This window comes from Caballeronia sp. LZ003 (assembly GCF_031451465.1).
Classification (GTDB): Bacteria; Pseudomonadota; Gammaproteobacteria; order Burkholderiales; family Burkholderiaceae; genus Caballeronia.
Genome location: NZ_JARUXJ010000003.1, coordinates 1,143,529 through 1,162,451, shown reverse-complemented (window position 1 = coordinate 1,162,451; position 18,923 = coordinate 1,143,529). Strand labels below are relative to the sequence as shown.

The following is an 18,923-nucleotide window of genomic DNA, read 5'->3' as shown; positions in this document are numbered from 1 at the left end:
GTTCAATGCGCGCCAACCTTGCTGGCGAGATAGCGCGCGAAGTCATAGTTGGGCCGTTCGAGATGGCTGAGATGACCGGGCTTTGCAAGCGGCGCATGTACGCCACGAAAAACCGCTTCGACGCCGCGCTTGTCTTCCGCGTTGACTTCATCGAGCAAGGTCTTGAGCGAGGCCATATGCGCATTCGCTTCTGGGTCGGCGATGAACTCGGGCGCAAGACCGCCGCCGAAACGAATATGCACGCGGCCAACGCCTTGCGGTTGCAGCACGAGATACCAGAAGTAGCCAGGTGTGAGCGTGACGAGATGCGTCGGATAGATCGCCAGCAGCGCCGTGGTCTTGCGCCAGTGTCCCGTAAGCCGCGTGTTGTCCGGATGCGCGTTACCAATGGGCAGAGACGCTTCCTTCGTGATCCAGTGGTAATTAAATGCGGGAAAGCCGGGCGGGCATTCCATCTCTTCAAGACGTGAATGCGGTCCTACTGTCGCGCGATGCAGCATGGGCAGGTGATAGCTCTCCATGAAGTTTTCAGCGAGGATCTTCCAGTTGGTGTCCCACACGTGCTCTTCATAGAAAGTTTCGATGTAGTGCTCCATGCCGTAGGCATCGATGAGCCCGCTCAAATCGGCAAGCTGTTCACTGACCGGCCGCGCTTGATCGTCGAGCGTTACATAGATCCAGCCTTGCCATTCTTCACAACGCACGGCGGGCAACTTATAGCTTTCCTTGCAGAAACCTTCTTGACGGTCCATTAGGGGTGCGCCCTGCAACGCGCCATCCAGCGAGTAATTCCATGCATGATATGGACACACGATCCTGCGCACGTTGCCGCGCCCTTCGAGCAGAACCGACATGCGATGCAGGCAGACGTTGGACATCGCCTTGAGTTGCATCTGCTCATCGCGCAACACCACCAAAGGCTGTGCGCCAATGCGCGCCGTCAGGTAGTCGCCCGGCATCTTCAAGGCGCTTGCGCGGCCAACGCATTGCCATTCGCGTTCGAAGATGTCGCGCTCTTCGAGCGACAAAAAATCGGCGGAGGTGTAGACGCCAGGCGGCATGGCATGCGCGTCGTTGAACGATCGTTCGCAACCGGCGCGCAACTCATCGACGAGTGCCGTGATCGGGATCGTTCTTGCCTGGCTGGTCATGAAAGACTCCTTGAATCTATTTCCTTATAAGCGCGCCAGCGTAGAGTCGGCAAGGCGTTGCGCTCGCATGGCAACAAATTTATCAAGCCAAATTACCAGCCAAAATATTGTTTTCGGATACAAAGCAGAGCTTTTGCCTATGTAGCGTTCCTGGCTTTGGCGTTTCTTAGGCGTCTAGATGCAGCCGCCGGATATAGTTCTCACAAAATGAGGCGAAGCGTTGCACCACTTGGCGCGGCTTCATGGTGCGCGATTGCGCAATGCCTAGCGTCGTTGCATTGACGTTGTCCTTGAAGCGCTTAATCACGAAGTCTTCACCATCTACGGTGCGATTCGATTTGAGCGGAAAATTGAGGATGCTATAGCCTAAGCCGTTAGCCACCATGCCGCGCACGACTTCAGGCTGCGACGACCGAAATGCGGGAACCGGCCGGTTGCCGACGGCATCGAAAAGGGCCGCGAAATACTCTCGGCTATGCGGTAAATCCAGCATCACGTAAGGCTCCGCTTCGAGATCCGCTAAGGAGACCTTGCGCGCGCGGGCTAGCCGGTGCGTCTTCGGCAAGATGACATAAGGCGGCAGAGAAAGCAGTGGCGTAAACGCGATGTCCTCGGTCAAATCCAGGCTATAGGTCAGCGCAATATCGAGCGAGCCGTCGTGCAAGCCTCTTAGCAGGCCATCCTGATGCGCCTCGACGGTCCTAAAGGAAATCCCTGCATGCTCGCCGGTAAAGCGGCTTATGAGCCCCGGCATGAGCGGCGGCGCAAGTGAAACGAGGCAGCCGAGTGCGATCGAGCCCGTCATGCCGCCATCCATTTCCTTAGCGGCCATTTGCAATTCTTCGGCTATTTTTAGCAGGTTGCGCGCTTGCCCCAGAAGGTCTCGGCCTGCTTGCGTAAGCGACAATCCCGCCGCGTGATGCCGTATGAAAAGCTGCACGCCAAACGATATTTCGAGGTCCGCGAGCGCGGTCGAGATCGACGGCTGCGAAATGTGCAGGCGCCGCGCGGCGGCTGTAAAAGACAGCACTTCCGCCGTCACGACGAAGTAGCGCAATTGCCGAAGCGAGTAACGCAAAGGGTGGTTTTCCATCGGAAACGCTCCGCCTCTAAACGGTTGACCGGCCGAATTGTGGCTTCGCCAAAAAGGATTGCATAGTCAAAACCGATGCTAAGCATTTTTTAAATATATTTTTAGAATTCTGCGCTCAAGCGTAAATTTGGGCTTCATTGGCAGCACGCCAGCCACGTACGACTGCACGTATTTCAAGGACGCTGACTTCGCCGGACACTTCCGCGAAGTAAAGCCATATCGAAGGACATAGCCATGACAGTGGAAATAACCTCAATCGACACGCTCGTCGTTGGCGCCGGTCAGGCCGGCGTGGCGATGAGCGAGCATCTGAGCAAGCTCGGCGTGCCGCACCTCGTTCTTGAACGCGACCGCATTGCGGAACGCTGGCGCACGGGACGTTGGGACTCGCTCGTGGCGAACGGTCCGGCGTGGCACGATCGTTTCCCCAATCTCGAGTTCGATGAAGTCGATCCCGATGGCTTTGCCAATAAAGATCAGGTCGCCGATTACTTCGTCACCTACGCCGAAAAGTTCGATGCACCCATTCGCACGGGCGTCGAAGTCAAGAAGGTGGTTCGCAATGTCGGGCGGCAAGGCTTCACCGTCGAAACATCGGAAGGCGTGATCGAAGCGAGCCGTGTAGTCGTCGCTACTGGTCCGTTCCAGAAGCCGGTCATCCCGGCTATCGCCCCGAAGGACGAGCGTCTTACGCAGCTTCATTCGGCTGATTATCGGAATCCTGAGCAATTGCCGGAAGGCGCGGTGCTCGTGGTAGGCGCGGGATCGTCGGGCGTGCAGATTGCGGATGAACTAATGCGCGCCGGTAGGAAGGTGTATTTGTCGGTCGGCCCGCATGACCGTCCGCCGCGCGCGTATCGTGGCCGTGATTTTTGCTGGTGGCTGGGCGTGCTCGGCGAGTGGGATGCGGAAGTCATGCGGCCGGGCAAGGAGCACGTCACGATTGCAGTGAGTGGCGCGCGCGGTGGACAAACAGTCGATTTCCGCCGTCTCGCGCATCAGGGCATGAACCTCGTCGGTCTCACGAAGTCATTCGAGAATGGCATTGCAACGTTTCAGCCAGACCTCACGACCAACATCAACAACGGCGACGACAACTACTTGTCTTTGCTGAGCGCCGCAGACGCGTATGTGGCGCGCAATGGTATCGATCTGCCGGACGAGCCCGAGGCACGCATCATTCCGTCCGATCCGGAATGCATGAAGCAACCTGTTCTCGAACTGAACCTTGCCGATGCTGGCGTGAGTTCGATCATCTGGGCAACCGGCTACGCCGTCGATTTCAGCTGGCTCGATGTCAACGCCTTCGACGATAAAGGCAAGCCCAAGCATCAGCGCGGCGTTTCCAAGGAGCCCGGCGTTTATTTCCTTGGCTTGCCCTGGCTTTCGCGGCGCGGCTCCGCTTTCATCTGGGGCGTCTGGCACGATGCAAAACATATTGCCGATCATATCGTCACGCAGCGCAAGTATCTCGCGTATCACGATGCGTCGCGCCGTCATGCCGACCAAGCCGCGACATTCAGCGATCCGCGCGTGCACAAGGTCAGCGAGATGGGCGTGAGTTGACGATCACCCAAGACGCCGCACTCACTATTCAATCATTCTCAGCTTCGAGGTGCATCGATGAGCCAACCTACGCATACGCGTATCCGCATGTTCAACACGAAGGATACGTACCCGAACCAGACGCTCGATAACGATCTTTGCCAGGCCGTGCGCGCCGGCAACACGGTCTATGTGCGTGGTCAGGTGGGAACGGATTTCGAAGGCAATCTGGTGGGTCTCGGCGATGCACGCGCGCAAGCCGAGCAGGCGATGAAGAATCTCAAGCAGTTGCTCGAAGAGGCGGGCAGCGACATGAGCCATATCGTCAAGACGACCACGTATCTGATCGATCCGCGTTATCGCGAGCCGGTGTACCAGGAAGTCGGCAAGTGGCTCAAGGGCGTGTTTCCCATTTCGACGGGGCTGGTGGTGAGTGCGTTGGGACAGCCGGAATGGCTGATGGAAATCGATGTGATCGCGGTCATTCCTGAAGGTTGGAAGCCCGCCTAAGTCGAGGAGCCTTGCATGACATTCTCCGTGATCGGACGTTGCCAGGAAACCGGCCAGCTTGGCATTGCAATCAGTTCGTCGAGTATCGCCGTGGGCGCGCGATGTCCGTGGGCACGCGGCGGCGTGGGCGCGGTGGCCACGCAGAACGTGACTTTGCCCGCACTTGGGCCGCAGATCCTCGACCTCATCGACACTGCGCAACTCGATCCTCAGGCGGCGCTCGACCGTGCGCTCGATGCGAATGCGTACAGCGAATATCGGCAAGTAACGGTCATCGACGCTCATGGCCGCACCGCGTTTTTTAGCGGCAAGGAAGCGCTTGGCCTGCATCACGCGGTGGCTGGAGATCAATGCGTCGCCGCAGGCAACATGCTTGCGAGCCTCGGCGTGATCGAAGCCATGATTCCCGCGTTCGAAAACACCAAAGGCATGCTGGCGGATCGTTTGCTCGCTGCGATGCGGGCGGCGATGACCGCAGGCGGCGAAGCCGGACCGGTGCATTCCGCGGCGCTCAAGATCGTAAGCGATCTGAGTTGGCCTATCGTCGATCTGCGCGTCGATTGGGCCGACGCCGACCCCATCGGCCAGCTCGATGGTCTGTGGCAGGCTTATCGGCCGCAAATGCAGGACTACGTGACCCGTGCGCTGAACCCGACAGTGGCGCCTAGCTATGGAGTGCCGGGCAATGAGTGAGATGTCGAGCCGCGACTTGCTCGAACGGCTGATCGGCTTTGCAACCGTCAGCCGCGATTCGAACCTGGAACTCATCGAGTTCGTTCGCGACACCCTTGCGAATCTCGGCGTCGAGAGCGAACTGTTTTATAACGCCGAGCGAACGAAGGCGAATCTGTTTGCGACGATCGGTCCGCGTGACAGGGGCGGCATCGTGCTATCCGGTCATACCGATGTCGTGCCCGTCGATGGCCAAGCCTGGACGCTCGATCCCTTTCGGCTTACCGAGAAGGAAGGGCGCTTATATGGCCGCGGCACGGCGGATATGAAGGGTTTTATCGCTTCGGTGCTGGCCTCGGTCCCCACGTTCCTTGAGAAATCGCTAGTCATGCCCGTACACCTTGCCTTCTCTTACGACGAGGAAGTCGGTTGCCTTGGGGTGCGGCGCATGTTGGAGCAACTGGCAAGGCGCCCACACAAGCCCGTTTTGTGCCTGATCGGAGAGCCTACCGAACTGAAGCCGGTGCTCGGTCATAAAGGCAAGCTCGCCATGCGCTGCCAGGTGAAGGGCGCGGCTTGTCACTCGGCTTACGCGCCCTACGGCGTGAACGCCATAGCGTATGCAGCACGTCTTATCGGCAAGCTGGATGATATTGGCGAGCACCTGGCACGGCCCGAGCACCATGACGCACTCTTCGATCCACCCTATTCGACCGTGCAAGCAGGCGTCATCAAAGGTGGGCGTGCGCTCAATATCGTGCCGGCGGAATGCGAATTCGATTTCGAAGTGCGTGCGCTTCCCGGCTTCGACGCGCATGAGGTGGCGGATGAATTGCAAAGCTTTGCCGAAGCCGAATTACTTCCGAAGATGCGCGCGGTGAAAGCGGACACGGACATTCGCTTCGAATCCTTGAGCGCCTATCCGGGCTTGGCCACACCGCCAGATAGCGAAGCAGCGCGCTTGCTGACGCTTCTTAGTGGCTCGAACGAGTTCGGCACGGTGGCGTTCGGCACCGAAGGCGGACTCTTCAATCAAGCGGGCATCCCAACCGTGGTGTGCGGACCGGGAAGCATGGATCAAGGGCACAAGCCCGACGAGTTCGTGAGCGTCGAGCAACTTGACGCCTGCGACGCCATGCTCGCGCGTCTTGCGGATTATTTAGCAACCGCTTCCTGACACGCGCCATGGCGCGTTCGAGAGCCCCGAGACTTTCGACGGGCTCCGCGGTGCGCATGGTCTTTCGAAACGACTCGCGCATGCGCCAAATCAATAAAGGAGACGACTTTGAATACGTCGGATAGCAACACGTCCTCGTTCATCGAGAAGCATACGATCGGCTATGTGCCGCCGGAGGATCGGCATGGCAAGGTGCGCGATCTATTCACGCTCTGGTTCGGCGGAAACATTGCGCCATTGCCTATCGTGACGGGCGCGCTTGGCGTGCAGATATTCCATTTGAACTTGCTGTGGGGAATCGTCGCGATCATCGTCGGTCAGGCAGTGGGCGGCGTGTTGATGGCGCTTCATTCGGCGCAAGGGCCACAGATGGGTATCCCGCAGATGATCCAGAGCCGCGCGCAGTTCGGATCATGGGGTGCCTTGCTCGTCACGGTGATTGCGGGCGTGATGTACGTGGGCTTCTTTGCATCGAATATCGTGCTCGCGGGCAAGTCGTTGCATGGCATCGAAACGTCCATATCGGTGCCGGTCGGGATCGTCATCGGTGCAGTGGGCTCGGGGTTGATCGGGATCATCGGCTATCGATTCATTCACATACTCAATCGAATCGGTACGTGGGTGCTGGGCATCGGTATCTTCGTGGGCTTTGGATACATCTTCACGCATATCGCGACGGCCGACTTCTTCACGCGCGGCGGCTTCAATTTCGCGGGCTGGCTGGCTACCGTTTCCTTGTCCGCGCTATGGCAGATTGCGTTTGCACCTTATGTTTCCGACTACTCGCGCTATTTGCCGAGCAATGTGCGTGTAGCGTCGACGTTTTGGGCGACTTATCTGGGCTGCACCATTGGTTCCTCGCTTGCGTTTGCCTTCGGTGCGGTCGCCGCGCTTGCCGTCGCGCCCGGCGCTGATACCATGGACGCCGTCAAGACTGCGACCGGCCCCCTCGGCTTGCCCATGCTCGTCTTGTTTCTGCTTAGCGTGATTAGTCATAACGCGCTCAATCTCTATGGCGCGGTGCTCGCCACGATTACTTCGTTGCAGACGTTCGCTTATCGCTGGATTCCCAAGGCCAAAGCGCGCGCCGTGCTTTCAGTCGCGATTCTGCTTGCCTGCTGCTATGGAGCGATTGGCGCATCGACCAACTTCGTGGGAAATCTCGTCGATCTGGTGCTTGCCTTGCTCGTGGTGCTCGTGCCCTGGACCGCGATCAACCTGATCGACTTCTATGTCATCCATAAAGGGAAGTACGATATTCAATCGATCTTCGAAGCCGATGGCGGCATTTATGGGCGCTTCAATCCGCAGGCTTTGATCGCTTATGCAATCGGCATCATCGTGCAGATTCCGTTCATGAATACGCCGATGTACGCCGGTCCCGTGCCGAAGTATCTCGATGGCGCGGATCTGTCGTGGGTCATTGGCCTGCTGCTGACTTCGCCGCTTTATTACTGGCTGGCTTCGCGGGATTCGGGCTATCGGCGCAGACAAGAGGGCGCGTTGACGATGCGGCAAGCGCGCACAGGTCCCGGATACGAGTGATGATGCCTGGCGTCGCGGCGATCCGTCTGCATGAGGATCGCCGCTCGCGGTCGCATTTAGGTCATCCAGCTGACATGCGCGCTGACGACCTTCCATCCATCCTCGAAGCGTATCCACGTCTGACTTTGTCGGCCTATACGCGCGTCGCCTTCCCTCTGGAATTCGATATTTGCAACGGCCATCGAATCTCCATAGGTCGTAACCATTCGTGCCGTCACCTCGCGCGCCAAACCTGTTCCGGACCGTGCCGCACGAAACTCGCGTATGGCGTCGTAGCCGTAGAGATTTTCCGTCGCCCCATAGCGCACCGTTAGCGACGAATCAAAAAACAGGTCATCCAGCATCGCGACGTCATTGCTAGTCAGGGCCCGTTCATACGCGTCGAACACCGCATTCACTTCCTCGAGAACATCCGGTCGATTGATCTCGTTCACGCTTTCTCCTCGGCAAAACGCGGTGTCGCACAACCCGCTACGCCAGCTTGCTCCAGACGCCGGGCGGCTTCGAATGCCAGGTCTTCGCGCCACGGCGCGGCAATCAACTGAACTCCCATCGGCAAGCCGGCTTCCGTTCGCATAGGCGCGGTCACAACGGGCAACCCAAGGCACGAGATAGGTTGCGTCAACATGCCGAGGCTGGCTCGCACTGCCATTCGCTCACCGCGGACCTCCATGAACTCGTCGCCGATGCGCGGCGCCACGACTGGCGTCGCTGGCGCGATCAAGACGTCGTAGCGCTCGAAGAGTTCCAGCACGCGTCGCCGCAACGAAGCGCGGACGCGTTGCGCCTGAATGATCCATGCGGCAGGCAGCAACGCACCCGCGATCAAGCGGTCGCGCGACAAAGGCTCACGCTCGTCGTAGTGCGCGCGAAGGTCCTTCATGTGCAATTGGCCGCCCTCGGCAGCGGTGATGAGAAACGCTGCACCACGCGCCGCATCGGCATCCGGATACTCGACGGTATCCGTCGCTTCGAGCGCGGCTGACGCAGTGAGCGATGCGTTGCGCGCATCGTCGTTTGCGTAGTCGTCGAAATAGCCGGTCAGACGTGCAACGCGCAAGGTTCCGCTCATCGCACGCGCGGGTTCGAATTCACGCTGCGCGCAAGCCATATCGAGTGGATCGGCAAACTGTAGCGCCTCATAGGCAGCGCCGAGGTCCTCGACACTGCGCGCGAATGCACCCATATGATCCAGACTCGCGACGAACGGATACGTTCCACGCCGCGACAAGCGTCCATAGGTCGGCTTTACGCCGAACACGCCGCACAGCGAGGCAGGCACGCGCACTGACCCATTCGTATCGCTTCCGAGAGTGAGCGGCACGAAGCCCGCCGCGACCGCCGCGGCGCTGCCGCCCGACGATCCACCCGCCGAGCGTGTCAGGTCGTGCGGATTGCGGCACGGTCCCGCGTGACTGTTCTCGGTGGTGAAACCGTAGGCGAACTCGTCCATGTTGAGCGCGCCGACCATGATTGCGCCATGATCGGTGAGTCGTTGAACGAGCGTTGCATCCGCAGCGGCGGGCGCGGCATTGGCGAGCACGCGCGATCCCGCGATCGTCGTGACGCCCGCGATGTCGAACAGGTTCTTCGCCGCAAAGGGAACGCCTGCGAGCGGTGGCAAAGCAGCGCCGCTCGCGCGCCGTGCATCGAGGGCAGTGGCTTCATCGAGTGCGCGTTCGCGCGTGATCGAGGTGAAGGCGTTGATCTGCGCGTTAAACGTGTCGATGCGAGCGAGCGTTGCTTCGATCAATTCGCGCGCACTGAATGCACCGTCGGCATAGGCGCGTGCAATGGCAACTGCGCCAGCAGGGAATGCGTCGTTGATGGTCATGGGCGATACACCGGCGCAGGTTCATCCTGGGCATCGACGGGATAGGCGAGTACCGGTGCCGCGAGTTGCGCGATGCGCGCGAATTGCGTCTTGACACGCGCGGCGGTGTCATCCGTTAGATGAGGGAAGTGCAGCCGAAGTGCGGCGTCGGCATAAGCGTCGAGCGTTCCATCGATTTCCGGTGGCTTGTTCATGGTCTCGTTCGATGTTGAAAGCGATGATGAGTAGACAAGGTCGTCTACCTCATTCGATTTTGGAAAACAGACTTCGCGCCCGCGCAATCAAGGCACGGTCGCTGTTACGCGGACCGATCAAGGACAACGCGAGCGGGCCGGTCGACTCGTTCGCAATGGGTATGGTCACTTGCGGCAGTCCGGCAAATGCCGCGATGGCGTTGAAGGTCAAGGCATCGCGATAGAACGCGCCGATACGCTCCGACGTTTCATTCTGGCGCAAAAGCGAGACGGGCGTAGTTGGCAGCACAATCAAGGCATCGGCGACGATATGCGCAATATGTGCCGCATATTCCTCGCGTAAAGCGTGGCACCGATTCACTTCCGCGTCGTCGATCGACTTGAGCCGCGCGAAGCGTGGCGCGATGTTCGCTCCGAAGCGCGGCGTATGCGTGTCGATCCATGAACCAAGAGACGCACGTATCGCGTCGTCCTGCAACTGCTGATAGACATGCAGCCAGTCCGAGCCCTCGCCCGCGAAGAGTTCGATCTCGGCGGATGCGGGTGCAAATTCGCGCAGACGCGCGGAACCGTGCGCGTCGAATGCTTCCTTGCAGCGCACGAGACGCGTGGGAGCATCGTGGGAAGCGACCTCATCGAGGAGCACGTTTGCAACGCGCGCAAGCACATCACCCGAGCGCGCGAACCATCCGACCGTGTCGAAGCATGGTGCAAACGGCAGCACGCCATCGAGCGATACCGCGTCGTGCGTTGGCCGTATGCCCCAGAGTCCGCAGAACGCGGCAGGCACACGCACCGAGCCGCCGGTGTCGGTGCCGAGTGCGAAATCGACACTGCCGCTCGCAACCGCCGATGCCGATCCGCTCGACGATCCACCCGGCAACGCATGCGGCCAACGCGGATTGAGCGGCGTGCCATAGTGTTCGTTCGCGCCTTCGAGGCTGTAGGCAAGTTCATCGGTGATGGTCTTGCCATCCACGGATGCGCCCGCCGCTAACAGCTTCGCCACGCACGGCGCATGACATTGCGCGGCATCGTGCGTGGCAAACCAATCGGGATTGCCGCCGCCCGTCGTCACGCCCGCGATATCGATCAAATCCTTCACCGCAAAACGCAAGCCATCGAGCGCGCCGCTGCCGGTTGCGTTCACGCGAATACGCGGACCGGGAACGAAAGCGTTCATGCGGCCGTGCTGTTCAATGCGTCGGCGAATTGCAACGAATCCGCGACGAAGCCATAGCATTTCTTCACGTTCCAGATACTCGCTTCCGTGCAGAAGTCGGGCGATGAAGTCGCGCAACAATCGATGAGCATCACGCAACCGTAGCCGAGAAAATTGGCATCGGTGAGTGTGTGCATCACGCATTGGTCCGTGTTCACGCCCGCGAAAAACACGGTACGTGTACCGAGATTACGCAGAATGCTGTCGAGCGGCGTGTCCCAAAAGCCGCTGATGCGGTACTTGTCCACGCTGATGTCTTGCGGCTCGATCTTCAGTTCATCGACCACGGCGGCGGCCCACGAATCTTTTTCGAGGACATGTGCGCCATGTTCAGGCAAGGCCTCGCCAAGCCCGATGCCCGTTCCCTTCGGCTTATACAGATGCAGTTGATTAGGCGGCATGTTGGCGAGATCGGGCCTATTGCCCCAGTTCACCCAAATCACCGGCACGCCGGTTTTCCGCGCGATCGGCAGCAGGCGCTGCAATGGCGCTATTGGTGCACGGTCCGCACCGTAATCGCCCCCGATATGGTCGACCCACCCGCCTTTGGTGCAGAAGTCGTTCTGCATGTCGATGATCACGAGCGCTGTTTTCTCGATGTCGAAGCGCACTTTCTGCGGCTTGGCATCGAGTGTCGCGAGGCGCGGAACGGGCGTTCGCACGGCCATATCGACGAGCGTTTCCGTCGCTTGCCAGCGCGTCTGCGCAAATGCGCCGAGCAAGCCAGCGCCTGCCGTGGCGGGGTTCGGGGCGTGGTCCATCGTGTTCTCCATCGGAAAGAGTTGAGGATGTTGCCGCAGGTCGCCGATGACACCGAACGCGACTGGCGCGAAGTATTCGACATTCACGCGCGGGTTGAACATGGCATTGAAGTTGCAATGTGCATTTCGCTCATGAATAACCTACTTACCGAAACTCAACGCAAAAGGAGTGCCAGTGATGTTCCGTTCGCAACAGCCTTCCATCCTGATGAAACGCGTCGTGGCCATTGCCGGCGTAGTTGCGCTCGGCGTGCCGGCGTTCTTTATCCGCCCTGCGCACGCGGCCGATGAAGCGATGCGCGTGGGCGTCCTGATCCCCGGTTCGAAATCCGACAAGGGCTGGATGGAGTCGGGGTATGAAGGCGTCGCGGCCGCGCAAAAGGAGTTCGGCCCGAAGCTGAAGACGCAGATCATCGAGAACATCAACTACGCGGACATGGAGCAGGCGCTCACGAATCTCGCGACGAAGAATCAGCTCGTGATCGGCATCGGCGGTCAGACGCAGGCTGCGGTACTCAAGGTCGCGAAGCGCTTTCCCAACGTGAAATTCTCCATCGTCGGCGGCAACAAGGGCGAGAACATGCCGCCAAATGTCGCGGGCTATGACGTGAAGCAGGCCGAGATCGCTTATGTCGCGGGCGCGGCCGCAGCTATGCTGTCGAAGAACGGCGCGGTGAGTTATGTGGGCGGCATGGAAATTCCGTCGATCGTGAATGCGGGCAAGGAATTCGGCAACGGTGCGCGCTATATCAATCCGAAGGTCAAGTACTTCGAGGCTTATACCGGCGACTTCGACAATGTGGCGAAGGCGCGCGAAGCGACGGCAGCGGCCATCGCGCAGGGCGCGGACGTGCACTATCACATCCTGAATCTCGGCTTGCGCGGGCTCGAACAAGCGGCGAAGGAAAAAGACACGCACATCATCGGCAGCTATACGGACCGTTGCGGAAGCGATCCGCTTTACATCGCATACAGCATTACGGGCGTGGGCTATCAGGCGCAGTACGCCATCGAGCAACTGGAGAAGGGGCAATGGCAGCCGGGCTATAAAGCGTTCGGCCTTGCAATGGGGCCGAAAGCATCCGGCATGGTGATCTGCAAATCCACGCCCGCCATGGACGCCAAGATCAAGCAGATCGAAGATGATATCCAGAGCGGCAAGATCAAGGTTTCTGAAGGATGAGCACGCTGGCTTCCCCATCCGCCGATAGTTCGCCCATTCTCTCGCTGCAGGGAATCGGCAAACGCTTCGGCGCGTTCACGGCGCTCGACGACGTCTCGCTCGACCTGTATCCCGGCGACGTGCATTGTTTGCTCGGCGAGAACGGCGCGGGCAAGTCGACGCTGTGCAATGTGATCTTCGGTGTGCATCAGCCGGATGCAGGCGCCATGCGCGTCAACGGCGCGCCGTATCGGCCGCGCAATCCGCGTGAAGCGCTCGCGAACGGTATCGCGATGGTGCATCAGCATTTCAGTCTCGTCGACGATGCCACCGTGCTCGACAACCTGCTGCTCGGTCAGGCGCGCGGCTGGCTCGACCGGCCAGCGGAAGCCACGCGCGTGCAAGACGTGTTGGCGAGCGTCGGTCTCGATCTTGCGCTCGACGCGAAGATCGCGGACTTGTCCGTCGGCGAACGGCAACGCGTCGAGATCGTCAAATGCCTGATGCGCGAGCCGCGTCTTCTGCTGCTCGATGAACCCACCGCCGTGCTCTTGCCCGCCGAGATCGATGCGTTGCTCGACACGTGCGAACGCGTGGCGAAACGCGGTTGCGCGGTAGTGCTCGTGACGCACAAGCTCAAGGAAATCGGCCGCATTGCGACACGTGCGACCGTGCTGCAATCCGGACGCGTGGTCGCGCGTTCGTCGAATCCATCGAGGGATATCGACCGGCTCGTGCACGCGATGATTCATCGCGAAGACAGCGATGCCGCCGACGATCTCGCGACGCGTCTGTCACTCGTGCAAAGCGGCTCGCCGTACTCGCGACCGCTCGATGACGAAGTACTGCAACTCGACGGCCTGAGCGCTCGCGACGCGGAAGGCGTCACGCGTCTCGCGGACTGCACGCTCGTCGTGAATCGCGGCGAGATCGTCGGTATCGCGGGCGTGGAGGGCAACGGTCAAAGCGAACTCGGCGCGGTGCTCGCGGGCATGCTGAGCGCATCGTCGGGGCGCTTCTTTATCGCTGGCCGCGACATGACCAACGCCAGCCCGCGCGAACTCACGAAAGCGGGCGTCGGTATCGTGCCGGAAGATCGTCACGCGGTAGGCTGCGTCACCGGCATGAGTCTCACCGACAACCTCTTGCTCAATCATCTCGACCGCTATACGCGCGGTGGCTTTCTGCGCCGCCGCGCCATGCGCGATGCCGCGCTCGAACTCATGCAACGTTACGACGTGCGTGCAAGCGGCCCCGATGCATTGTTCGGCGGACTCTCCGGCGGCAATCAGCAGAAAGCCGTTCTTGCACGCGAACTCACGCTCGACCCTTTGCTGTTCCTGCTTGCGGCGCAGCCCACGCGCGGGCTCGATGTCGGCGCGGTGGCCGCCGTCTATGCGCATATTCGCGCGGCGCGCGACCGCGGCGTGGGCGTGCTGCTCATTTCCTCTGAACTCGACGAACTGATGAGCGTCGCCGATCGCATCGTCGTGCTGTATCGCGGTCGTATCATGGGCACATGTACGCCCGATGCGAGCAATCGCGGTCGTATCGGCGCATGGATGGCGGGCTCGGGAGATAACGCATGAACGTCAACATGAAGCTGCATCGGCCCTTCGCGGCAACGTCCGGCGCGCGCCATGCGCCGCAATTACGCGTTGCGTTCGTGATCGCGGCGGCCGTGCTCTTTGCGATGCTCGCGGCGCTCGGCTTGATCGCGTTGATGGGCGTATCCATTGCCGATGCGCTCGCCGCGTTCGCAGATGGCGCGTGGGGCTCGCCCTATACAATCGGGGCCTCCGTCAATCGCAGCCTCGCGTTCGCGCTCGTCGGCACGGGCTTCGTCATCGCAAATCGCGCGAAGCTGACCAACGTGGGCGGAGAAGGGCAACTGGCGATAGGCGGAATAGTTGCCACGGCGTTGAGTCTCTACGGCGGATGCGCGCACTTGCCTTTCGGCCTCGCCTTCATCGTGCCGATGCTCACGGCGGCCGCCGCGGGTGCGGTATGGGGCGGCGTGCCCGGCGTGCTGAAAGCTAAAGCCGGTACCAACGAAGTCATCAGTACGCTGCTGCTTTCGTTCATCGCCGTGTGGCTGCTTTACTGGTGCGTGCAAAGCGATGCACTGTTGCGTCAACCAATGACGAGCGGCGCGACCTTGCCTGAATCGCTGGAAATACCCGATGTAACCAAGCTGCCGGCCATCTTCATGGCAAGCGGCATGAACCTGAATATCGGCTTGCCGGTGACGCTCGTGCTGGCTGTTGCATCGGCCGTGATGCTCGCGCGCACGCGCTTCGGCCTGTCGTTGCGCGCAGCGGGGCTCAACGCCGTTGCCGCCAAGCGCGCGGGCTTGCCGATTACGTCATCGCTCGTCGGCGCGCTTGCGATCGCAGGCGCGTTCAGCGGACTCGCCGGCGCGTTGATGCTGCAAGGCGATCAATACTCGCTGAAGGCGGGCTTCTCGTCGGGCTACGGTTTCGATGGCCTCGTCGTCGGTTTGCTCGCGCGTGGTTCGATCACCGGCGTGTTCGCGGCGGCCTTGATGTTCGGCTTCTTGCGCTCGGGTGGCATCAACATGGAGATGGTCGCGCAAGTGCCTTCGGCGCTCGTGTTGATCGTGCAGGGCATCGTCACCATCGCTTTGGCAGGCGGCGCAATGTGGCTCGATAAAGGAGAAACTTCGCGATGAACCTCGAACTTCTCGCGGTCTTTGCGGGCGCATCCATTCGCCTGGCCGCGCCCATGTTGCTTGCTTCGACCGGCGAACTCATCAGCGAACGCGCAGGCGTGTTGAACATGAGCGTCGAAGGCATGATGCTGACGGGCGCGTTTCTCGGCGCGGTGTTTTCCTGGCTGACGGGGCATCCCTCGCTCGGGCTTTTATGCGGCATGCTCGGCGTGATTCCGCTTGCCTTGCTGCAGGCGTTTCTGAGCGTGACCTTGCGCGCGAATCAGATCGTGACGGGCATCGGCATCAACATTCTCGCGCTTGGTGGCACGACGCTCGCATACCGGGCAGTTTTCGGCGAACGTTCCAGCGCGGTCATTCCCGGCCTCGCGCACTGGTCGCCGCCCGTGCTCGGCAAATTCCCGTTGATCGGCGAGCCGGTGTTCGGTCAGGTGTGGCTGCTGTATGCAGGGTTTGCCGGCTTGATCGCAACGTCAGTCATCATGCGCCGCACCGCGCTCGGCATTGCGCTGCATGCGACAGGCGTCGCGCCACGCGCCGTCGATCAATCGGGGCTGCCTGTCACGCGCATTCGTTATGGCGCGGTGGTGTACTCGGGCGTGATGTCGGCGGCAGCGGGCTGCTTCATTTCCATCGGTGACATACACACGTTCACGGAGAATATGACCAACGGTACGGGTTATCTGGCGATTGCCGCCATCATCTTCGGCAACTGGAAGATCGGCCGCACGGCGCTCGCGTGTCTCTTGTTCGGTGCCGCCACGGCCATGCAGTTTCAGCTACCGATGTTCGGCCTGCACGTGCCCACCGCGTTGCTCATCATGTTGCCGTATTTGCTTGCGTTGATCGCGGTGGCGGGGCTCATCGGCAGACAGACCGCACCGCCCGCGCTCACGCTGCCGTTCAGACGTTAAAGGCGGGTAACATCGACATGTCCTTATCAACGACACGACTCATGGCCCCGCCCAAGCTGAAAAGCGCCTCGAAAGAAGATGCCGCGCCCACACGCCGCGCGCAGCTCGCGGCGAAGACGAAGGAGCGCATCTTCAGGATCGCCATTCGCGAGTTCGCGGACAAGGGCTTTTCCGGTGCGCGCGTAGAGACCATCGCGAGCCGTTCGAAGGTCAACATCCGCATGATCTATCACTACTTCGGCGGCAAGGAAGCGCTTTATGTCGAAGTCCTGGAGCATGTGCTCGCGCGCCTTCGCGAAGCCGAATTAGCTGTCACGCTCGACGCGCATACCGTCGATCCCGCCGCGGGCATTTTGCAACTTTATGACTTCACCGAAGGCCATTTCGCGGCACACCCCGAGCTGCTGTGTCTGCTTTCATGGGAGAACCTGAATCGCGCGCGCTACATGAAGCGTTCGAAGGTCATTCCAGCAATGTCGTCGCCGGTGCTCGACATGCTGCGCACGCTGATCCGTCGTGGCGAGACGGCAGGGACGTTAAGACGCGGCATCGACCCGTTGCATCTCTATGTCACGCTGGTGAGTCTCGCGTATTTTCACAAATCGAACGCGTACACGCTGTCACGCATGTTCGATACCGAGATGCTCGCCGCATCGTGGCAATCCGCGCACAAGGATCAGGCGCATCAACTCGTGCGCGCGTTTCTCGCAAGAGAAGGTACGATGAAGCTCGCGGTGAATGCGTGATGCGGTGAATGCGTGATGCGGTGAATGCGTGATGCGGTGAATGCGTGAATAAGCGTGCGATTCAAGCCGCGCGCAGGCATGTTTGCGAAGGCCGCAGCAAAGAAGCATTGCGATGCGCCGCCTCTTTGTGATAAAAGCCGAGCCACGCACGCGTCCGTTATCGACGCGGGACATGCATTGGGAGTCAAGGTTGAGAAGGTCCACCGAAAACAAGTTGAAGGTCGTCGCGGTTCGTGTCGAGCCCGCGATCGAACAAAGATTACGCATACTGGCGGAAGCGACTGGGCGCAAGCAGTCGTTTTTTCTGCAGCAGATGATCGAAAGCGGCATCGCCGCAATGGAAGAGCGGTGGCTCTCGCCGCAAGTGCTCGAACAGGTCAGGAGCGGCGCGTTGCAGTCGTTGCAGCCATCGAGCGGTGCGACGTCGGATTTGTTCGGCGATTTGCACGACGCTCAGGCCGAATGAGCGGCTTCGCTCACGCGGAAGCGGCCACCCTAAACCTGAGCAAAACCCAGTGCCATATCGAGAAAGTTCGCGGTCTTGGCTTGCGTGGCTTCAATCCGCGATGCCAACGCAAGCCTGATCGATACGGCTTTGCCGGTCATGTCGGCATACACGACGCCTTCGACCTGTATCTGGCACACGGAAGCCGGCACGAGCGACACGCCGAACTCGGCTGCGACGAGGTTCACGACCGACGAAAGCTGCGGCGCCTGCTGGCCTGCAACGGGCTCGAAACCGGCCTCCCTGCATGCGCCGACGATCACATCGTGCAGCGTCGGACTCGCCACGCGCGGCAGCATGACGAAGGGATCTTCGGCCAGCGCTGACAATGCGATCTTCTTTTTCTTCGCCAGCCGATGCGTGCCGGGCAGCACCACGCGCATGGGCTCTACCGCGATGTGGTGAAACTCGACGCCCGCGGGCGACTGGCTGCCGAGCCGCACGAACGCGACATCGACGGTGCCTGCATCGAGATAAGCCAGCAATTGGGCGGTGTTGCCTTCGGCCAACGTAAGCGTAACGTTAGGAAACGCCTGCCGATACGCGCGAATCAGTTGCGACACGACCGGATTGAACGCCGCCGAACCCGTGAAACCGATGTTGAGTTGCCCCATTTCACCGCGTCCCGCGCTTTGCGCGTTTTCCACGGCAATGCGCGTGTCGTTCAGGATGCGTCTGGCATCGGCCGCAAACGCTTCTCCGGCCTCGGTCAGCACCACGCCATGCCCCGTGCGACGGAACAGGCGCACGCCGATTTCGTCTTCTAGAGCGTGAATCTGCTGACTGAGCGGCGGCTGCCCGATGCCAAGCCGCTCCGCCGCGCGCGTCACGTTTAGCTCTTCGGCCACGGCCAGAAAATAACGAATATGGCGCAATTCCATGCGATATCTGTTAAAGCTATTTCAGAAAGACGAGATAGATATTGGACAGTATAACAACGACGCGACAAAATAACGCTATCGCGCAGACCGCGCGCCTATAACTCTTCCTCCAATACACGCGGCCGGTTTTCGACTGAGGCCGACGGGACGAGTCGCGCTCGACGAGCGTGCCGGCGACGTGCTGCGGTTGCTCAATCCAAAGTGAGAAGGGGTCTTCCCGTGGCTGAAGCCGTAAAAAAACCAAGGCCCGAGTTCCGGAACATCGGGCTTGGTCAACTCGCGAAGTATCGCTTGCCGCTCGCGGGGAAGGTGTCCATCC

19 protein-coding genes and 1 pseudogene are annotated in these 18,923 nt (G+C 60.4%); 12 read left to right on the top strand and 8 right to left on the bottom strand.

Annotation, left to right across the window (positions count from 1 at the left end):
- Positions 1-2: 2 nt before the first annotated feature.
- Both QCE79_RS22435 and QCE79_RS22430 read right to left on the bottom strand, forming a co-directional pair.
- The gene (locus tag QCE79_RS22435) at positions 3-1,151 is read right to left on the bottom strand and encodes an SRPBCC family protein (protein ID WP_250468381.1); all 1,149 of its coding nucleotides are present in this window, start codon (positions 1,149-1,151) and stop codon (positions 3-5) included.
- Between the two features lie 166 nt (positions 1,152-1,317).
- Entirely contained in the window at positions 1,318-2,244 is a 927-nt protein-coding gene (locus QCE79_RS22430; protein ID WP_250468380.1) for a LysR family transcriptional regulator, read from the bottom strand.
- A 234-nt stretch (positions 2,245-2,478) separates the two neighbouring features.
- On the opposite strand from QCE79_RS22430, the gene QCE79_RS22425 reads away from it, so the two are divergent.
- From QCE79_RS22425 to QCE79_RS22405, 5 genes are all read left to right on the top strand, one after another.
- Positions 2,479-3,810 (top strand): NAD(P)/FAD-dependent oxidoreductase, encoded by a 1,332-nt coding sequence (locus tag QCE79_RS22425; protein WP_244830201.1) that lies wholly within the window; start codon positions 2,479-2,481, stop codon positions 3,808-3,810.
- 57 nt (positions 3,811-3,867) lie between these two features.
- Positions 3,868-4,299, top strand: coding sequence for a RidA family protein (locus QCE79_RS22420; RefSeq protein WP_244830202.1), 432 nt, complete (start codon positions 3,868-3,870; stop codon positions 4,297-4,299).
- Positions 4,300-4,314: 15 nt separating this feature from the next.
- A complete protein-coding gene (locus QCE79_RS22415; protein WP_244830203.1) occupies positions 4,315-4,992 on the top strand; it encodes a DUF1028 domain-containing protein in 678 nt (225 codons plus the stop codon).
- On the top strand, positions 4,985-6,148 hold the full coding sequence (gene argE, locus QCE79_RS22410; protein ID WP_309848049.1) for an acetylornithine deacetylase: 1,164 nt from the start codon (positions 4,985-4,987) through the stop codon (positions 6,146-6,148). Before QCE79_RS22415 ends, argE begins: the two co-directional genes overlap by 8 nt.
- A 108-nt stretch (positions 6,149-6,256) precedes the next feature.
- Positions 6,257-7,693 carry a cytosine permease gene (locus QCE79_RS22405; protein ID WP_309848048.1) on the top strand — a complete coding sequence of 479 codons (1,437 nt, stop codon included), beginning with the start codon at positions 6,257-6,259 and terminating at the stop codon, positions 7,691-7,693.
- Positions 7,694-7,749: 56 nt separating this feature from the next.
- Here QCE79_RS22405 and hpxZ read toward each other — a convergent pair whose 3' ends face one another.
- The 5 genes from hpxZ to QCE79_RS22380 are packed head-to-tail and all read right to left on the bottom strand — an operon-like array spanning position 7,750 to position 11,704.
- On the bottom strand, positions 7,750-8,127 hold the full coding sequence (hpxZ, locus tag QCE79_RS22400) for an oxalurate catabolism protein HpxZ (protein ID WP_250494079.1): 378 nt from the start codon (positions 8,125-8,127) through the stop codon (positions 7,750-7,752).
- Complete coding sequence (locus tag QCE79_RS22395; protein ID WP_309848045.1) at positions 8,124-9,527, bottom strand: AtzE family amidohydrolase; 1,404 nt, start codon at positions 9,525-9,527, stop codon at positions 8,124-8,126. Before QCE79_RS22395 ends, hpxZ begins: the two co-directional genes overlap by 4 nt.
- Positions 9,524-9,721 carry an AtzG-like protein gene (locus tag QCE79_RS22390; RefSeq protein ID WP_250494077.1) on the bottom strand — a complete coding sequence of 66 codons (198 nt, stop codon included), beginning with the start codon at positions 9,719-9,721 and terminating at the stop codon, positions 9,524-9,526. Before QCE79_RS22390 ends, QCE79_RS22395 begins: the two co-directional genes overlap by 4 nt.
- A 49-nt stretch (positions 9,722-9,770) precedes the next feature.
- Complete coding sequence (locus QCE79_RS22385; protein WP_309848043.1) at positions 9,771-10,904, bottom strand: amidase; 1,134 nt, start codon at positions 10,902-10,904, stop codon at positions 9,771-9,773.
- Positions 10,901-11,704, bottom strand: a complete 804-nt coding sequence (locus QCE79_RS22380; RefSeq protein WP_309848260.1) for a cysteine hydrolase — start codon at positions 11,702-11,704, stop codon at positions 10,901-10,903. Before QCE79_RS22380 ends, QCE79_RS22385 begins: the two co-directional genes overlap by 4 nt.
- A gap of 175 nt (positions 11,705-11,879) precedes the next feature.
- Between QCE79_RS22380 and QCE79_RS22375 the strand changes: the two genes are divergently transcribed.
- The 6 genes from QCE79_RS22375 (at position 11,880) to QCE79_RS22350 (ending at position 17,684) form a co-directional block, all read left to right on the top strand.
- Entirely contained in the window at positions 11,880-12,887 is a 1,008-nt protein-coding gene (locus QCE79_RS22375; protein ID WP_404989399.1) for a BMP family protein, read from the top strand.
- Positions 12,884-14,455 (top strand): ABC transporter ATP-binding protein, encoded by a 1,572-nt coding sequence (locus QCE79_RS22370; protein WP_309848041.1) that lies wholly within the window; start codon positions 12,884-12,886, stop codon positions 14,453-14,455. The genes QCE79_RS22375 and QCE79_RS22370 overlap by 4 nt, the downstream gene beginning before the upstream one ends.
- Complete coding sequence (locus tag QCE79_RS22365) at positions 14,452-15,558, top strand: ABC transporter permease (RefSeq protein WP_309848040.1); 1,107 nt, start codon at positions 14,452-14,454, stop codon at positions 15,556-15,558. Before QCE79_RS22370 ends, QCE79_RS22365 begins: the two co-directional genes overlap by 4 nt.
- On the top strand, positions 15,555-16,472 hold the full coding sequence (locus QCE79_RS22360) for an ABC transporter permease (RefSeq protein ID WP_309848038.1): 918 nt from the start codon (positions 15,555-15,557) through the stop codon (positions 16,470-16,472). The genes QCE79_RS22365 and QCE79_RS22360 overlap by 4 nt, the downstream gene beginning before the upstream one ends.
- Before the next feature lie 41 nt (positions 16,473-16,513).
- Entirely contained in the window at positions 16,514-17,218 is a 705-nt protein-coding gene (locus QCE79_RS22355) for a TetR family transcriptional regulator (protein WP_250468368.1), read from the top strand.
- A 190-nt stretch (positions 17,219-17,408) separates the two neighbouring features.
- Entirely contained in the window at positions 17,409-17,684 is a 276-nt protein-coding gene (locus QCE79_RS22350; protein ID WP_309848037.1) for a hypothetical protein, read from the top strand.
- Positions 17,685-17,713: 29 nt separating this feature from the next.
- Here QCE79_RS22350 and QCE79_RS22345 read toward each other — a convergent pair whose 3' ends face one another.
- Complete coding sequence (locus QCE79_RS22345) at positions 17,714-18,604, bottom strand: LysR family transcriptional regulator (RefSeq protein WP_309848036.1); 891 nt, start codon at positions 18,602-18,604, stop codon at positions 17,714-17,716.
- A 219-nt stretch (positions 18,605-18,823) separates the two neighbouring features.
- Between QCE79_RS22345 and QCE79_RS22340 the strand changes: the two are divergent.
- Positions 18,824-18,923: pseudogene (locus QCE79_RS22340) on the top strand (succinate dehydrogenase, cytochrome b556 subunit); the annotation flags it as partial.

Bases quoted from the DNA above. Each gene is read 5' to 3' on its own strand.
- QCE79_RS22385 (WP_309848043.1), bottom strand. From the start codon at position 10,904: ATGAACGCTTTCGTTCCCGGTCCGCGTATTCGCGTGAACGCAACCGGC.
- QCE79_RS22395 (WP_309848045.1), bottom strand. From the start codon at position 9,527: ATGACCATCAACGACGCATTCCCTGCTGGCGCAGTTGCCATTGCACGC.
- argE (WP_309848049.1), top strand. From the start codon at position 4,985: ATGAGTGAGATGTCGAGCCGCGACTTGCTCGAACGGCTGATCGGCTTT.
- QCE79_RS22365 (WP_309848040.1), top strand. From the start codon at position 14,452: ATGAACGTCAACATGAAGCTGCATCGGCCCTTCGCGGCAACGTCCGGC.
- QCE79_RS22425 (WP_244830201.1), top strand. From the start codon at position 2,479: ATGACAGTGGAAATAACCTCAATCGACACGCTCGTCGTTGGCGCCGGT.
- QCE79_RS22435 (WP_250468381.1), bottom strand. From the start codon at position 1,151: ATGACCAGCCAGGCAAGAACGATCCCGATCACGGCACTCGTCGATGAG.
- QCE79_RS22430 (WP_250468380.1), bottom strand. From the start codon at position 2,244: ATGGAAAACCACCCTTTGCGTTACTCGCTTCGGCAATTGCGCTACTTC.
- QCE79_RS22420 (WP_244830202.1), top strand. From the start codon at position 3,868: ATGAGCCAACCTACGCATACGCGTATCCGCATGTTCAACACGAAGGAT.
- QCE79_RS22380 (WP_309848260.1), bottom strand. From the start codon at position 11,704: ATGGACCACGCCCCGAACCCCGCCACGGCAGGCGCTGGCTTGCTCGGC.
- QCE79_RS22345 (WP_309848036.1), bottom strand. From the start codon at position 18,604: ATGGAATTGCGCCATATTCGTTATTTTCTGGCCGTGGCCGAAGAGCTA.
- QCE79_RS22355 (WP_250468368.1), top strand. From the start codon at position 16,514: ATGGCCCCGCCCAAGCTGAAAAGCGCCTCGAAAGAAGATGCCGCGCCC.
- QCE79_RS22370 (WP_309848041.1), top strand. From the start codon at position 12,884: ATGAGCACGCTGGCTTCCCCATCCGCCGATAGTTCGCCCATTCTCTCG.
- QCE79_RS22360 (WP_309848038.1), top strand. From the start codon at position 15,555: ATGAACCTCGAACTTCTCGCGGTCTTTGCGGGCGCATCCATTCGCCTG.
- QCE79_RS22415 (WP_244830203.1), top strand. From the start codon at position 4,315: ATGACATTCTCCGTGATCGGACGTTGCCAGGAAACCGGCCAGCTTGGC.
- QCE79_RS22390 (WP_250494077.1), bottom strand. From the start codon at position 9,721: ATGAACAAGCCACCGGAAATCGATGGAACGCTCGACGCTTATGCCGAC.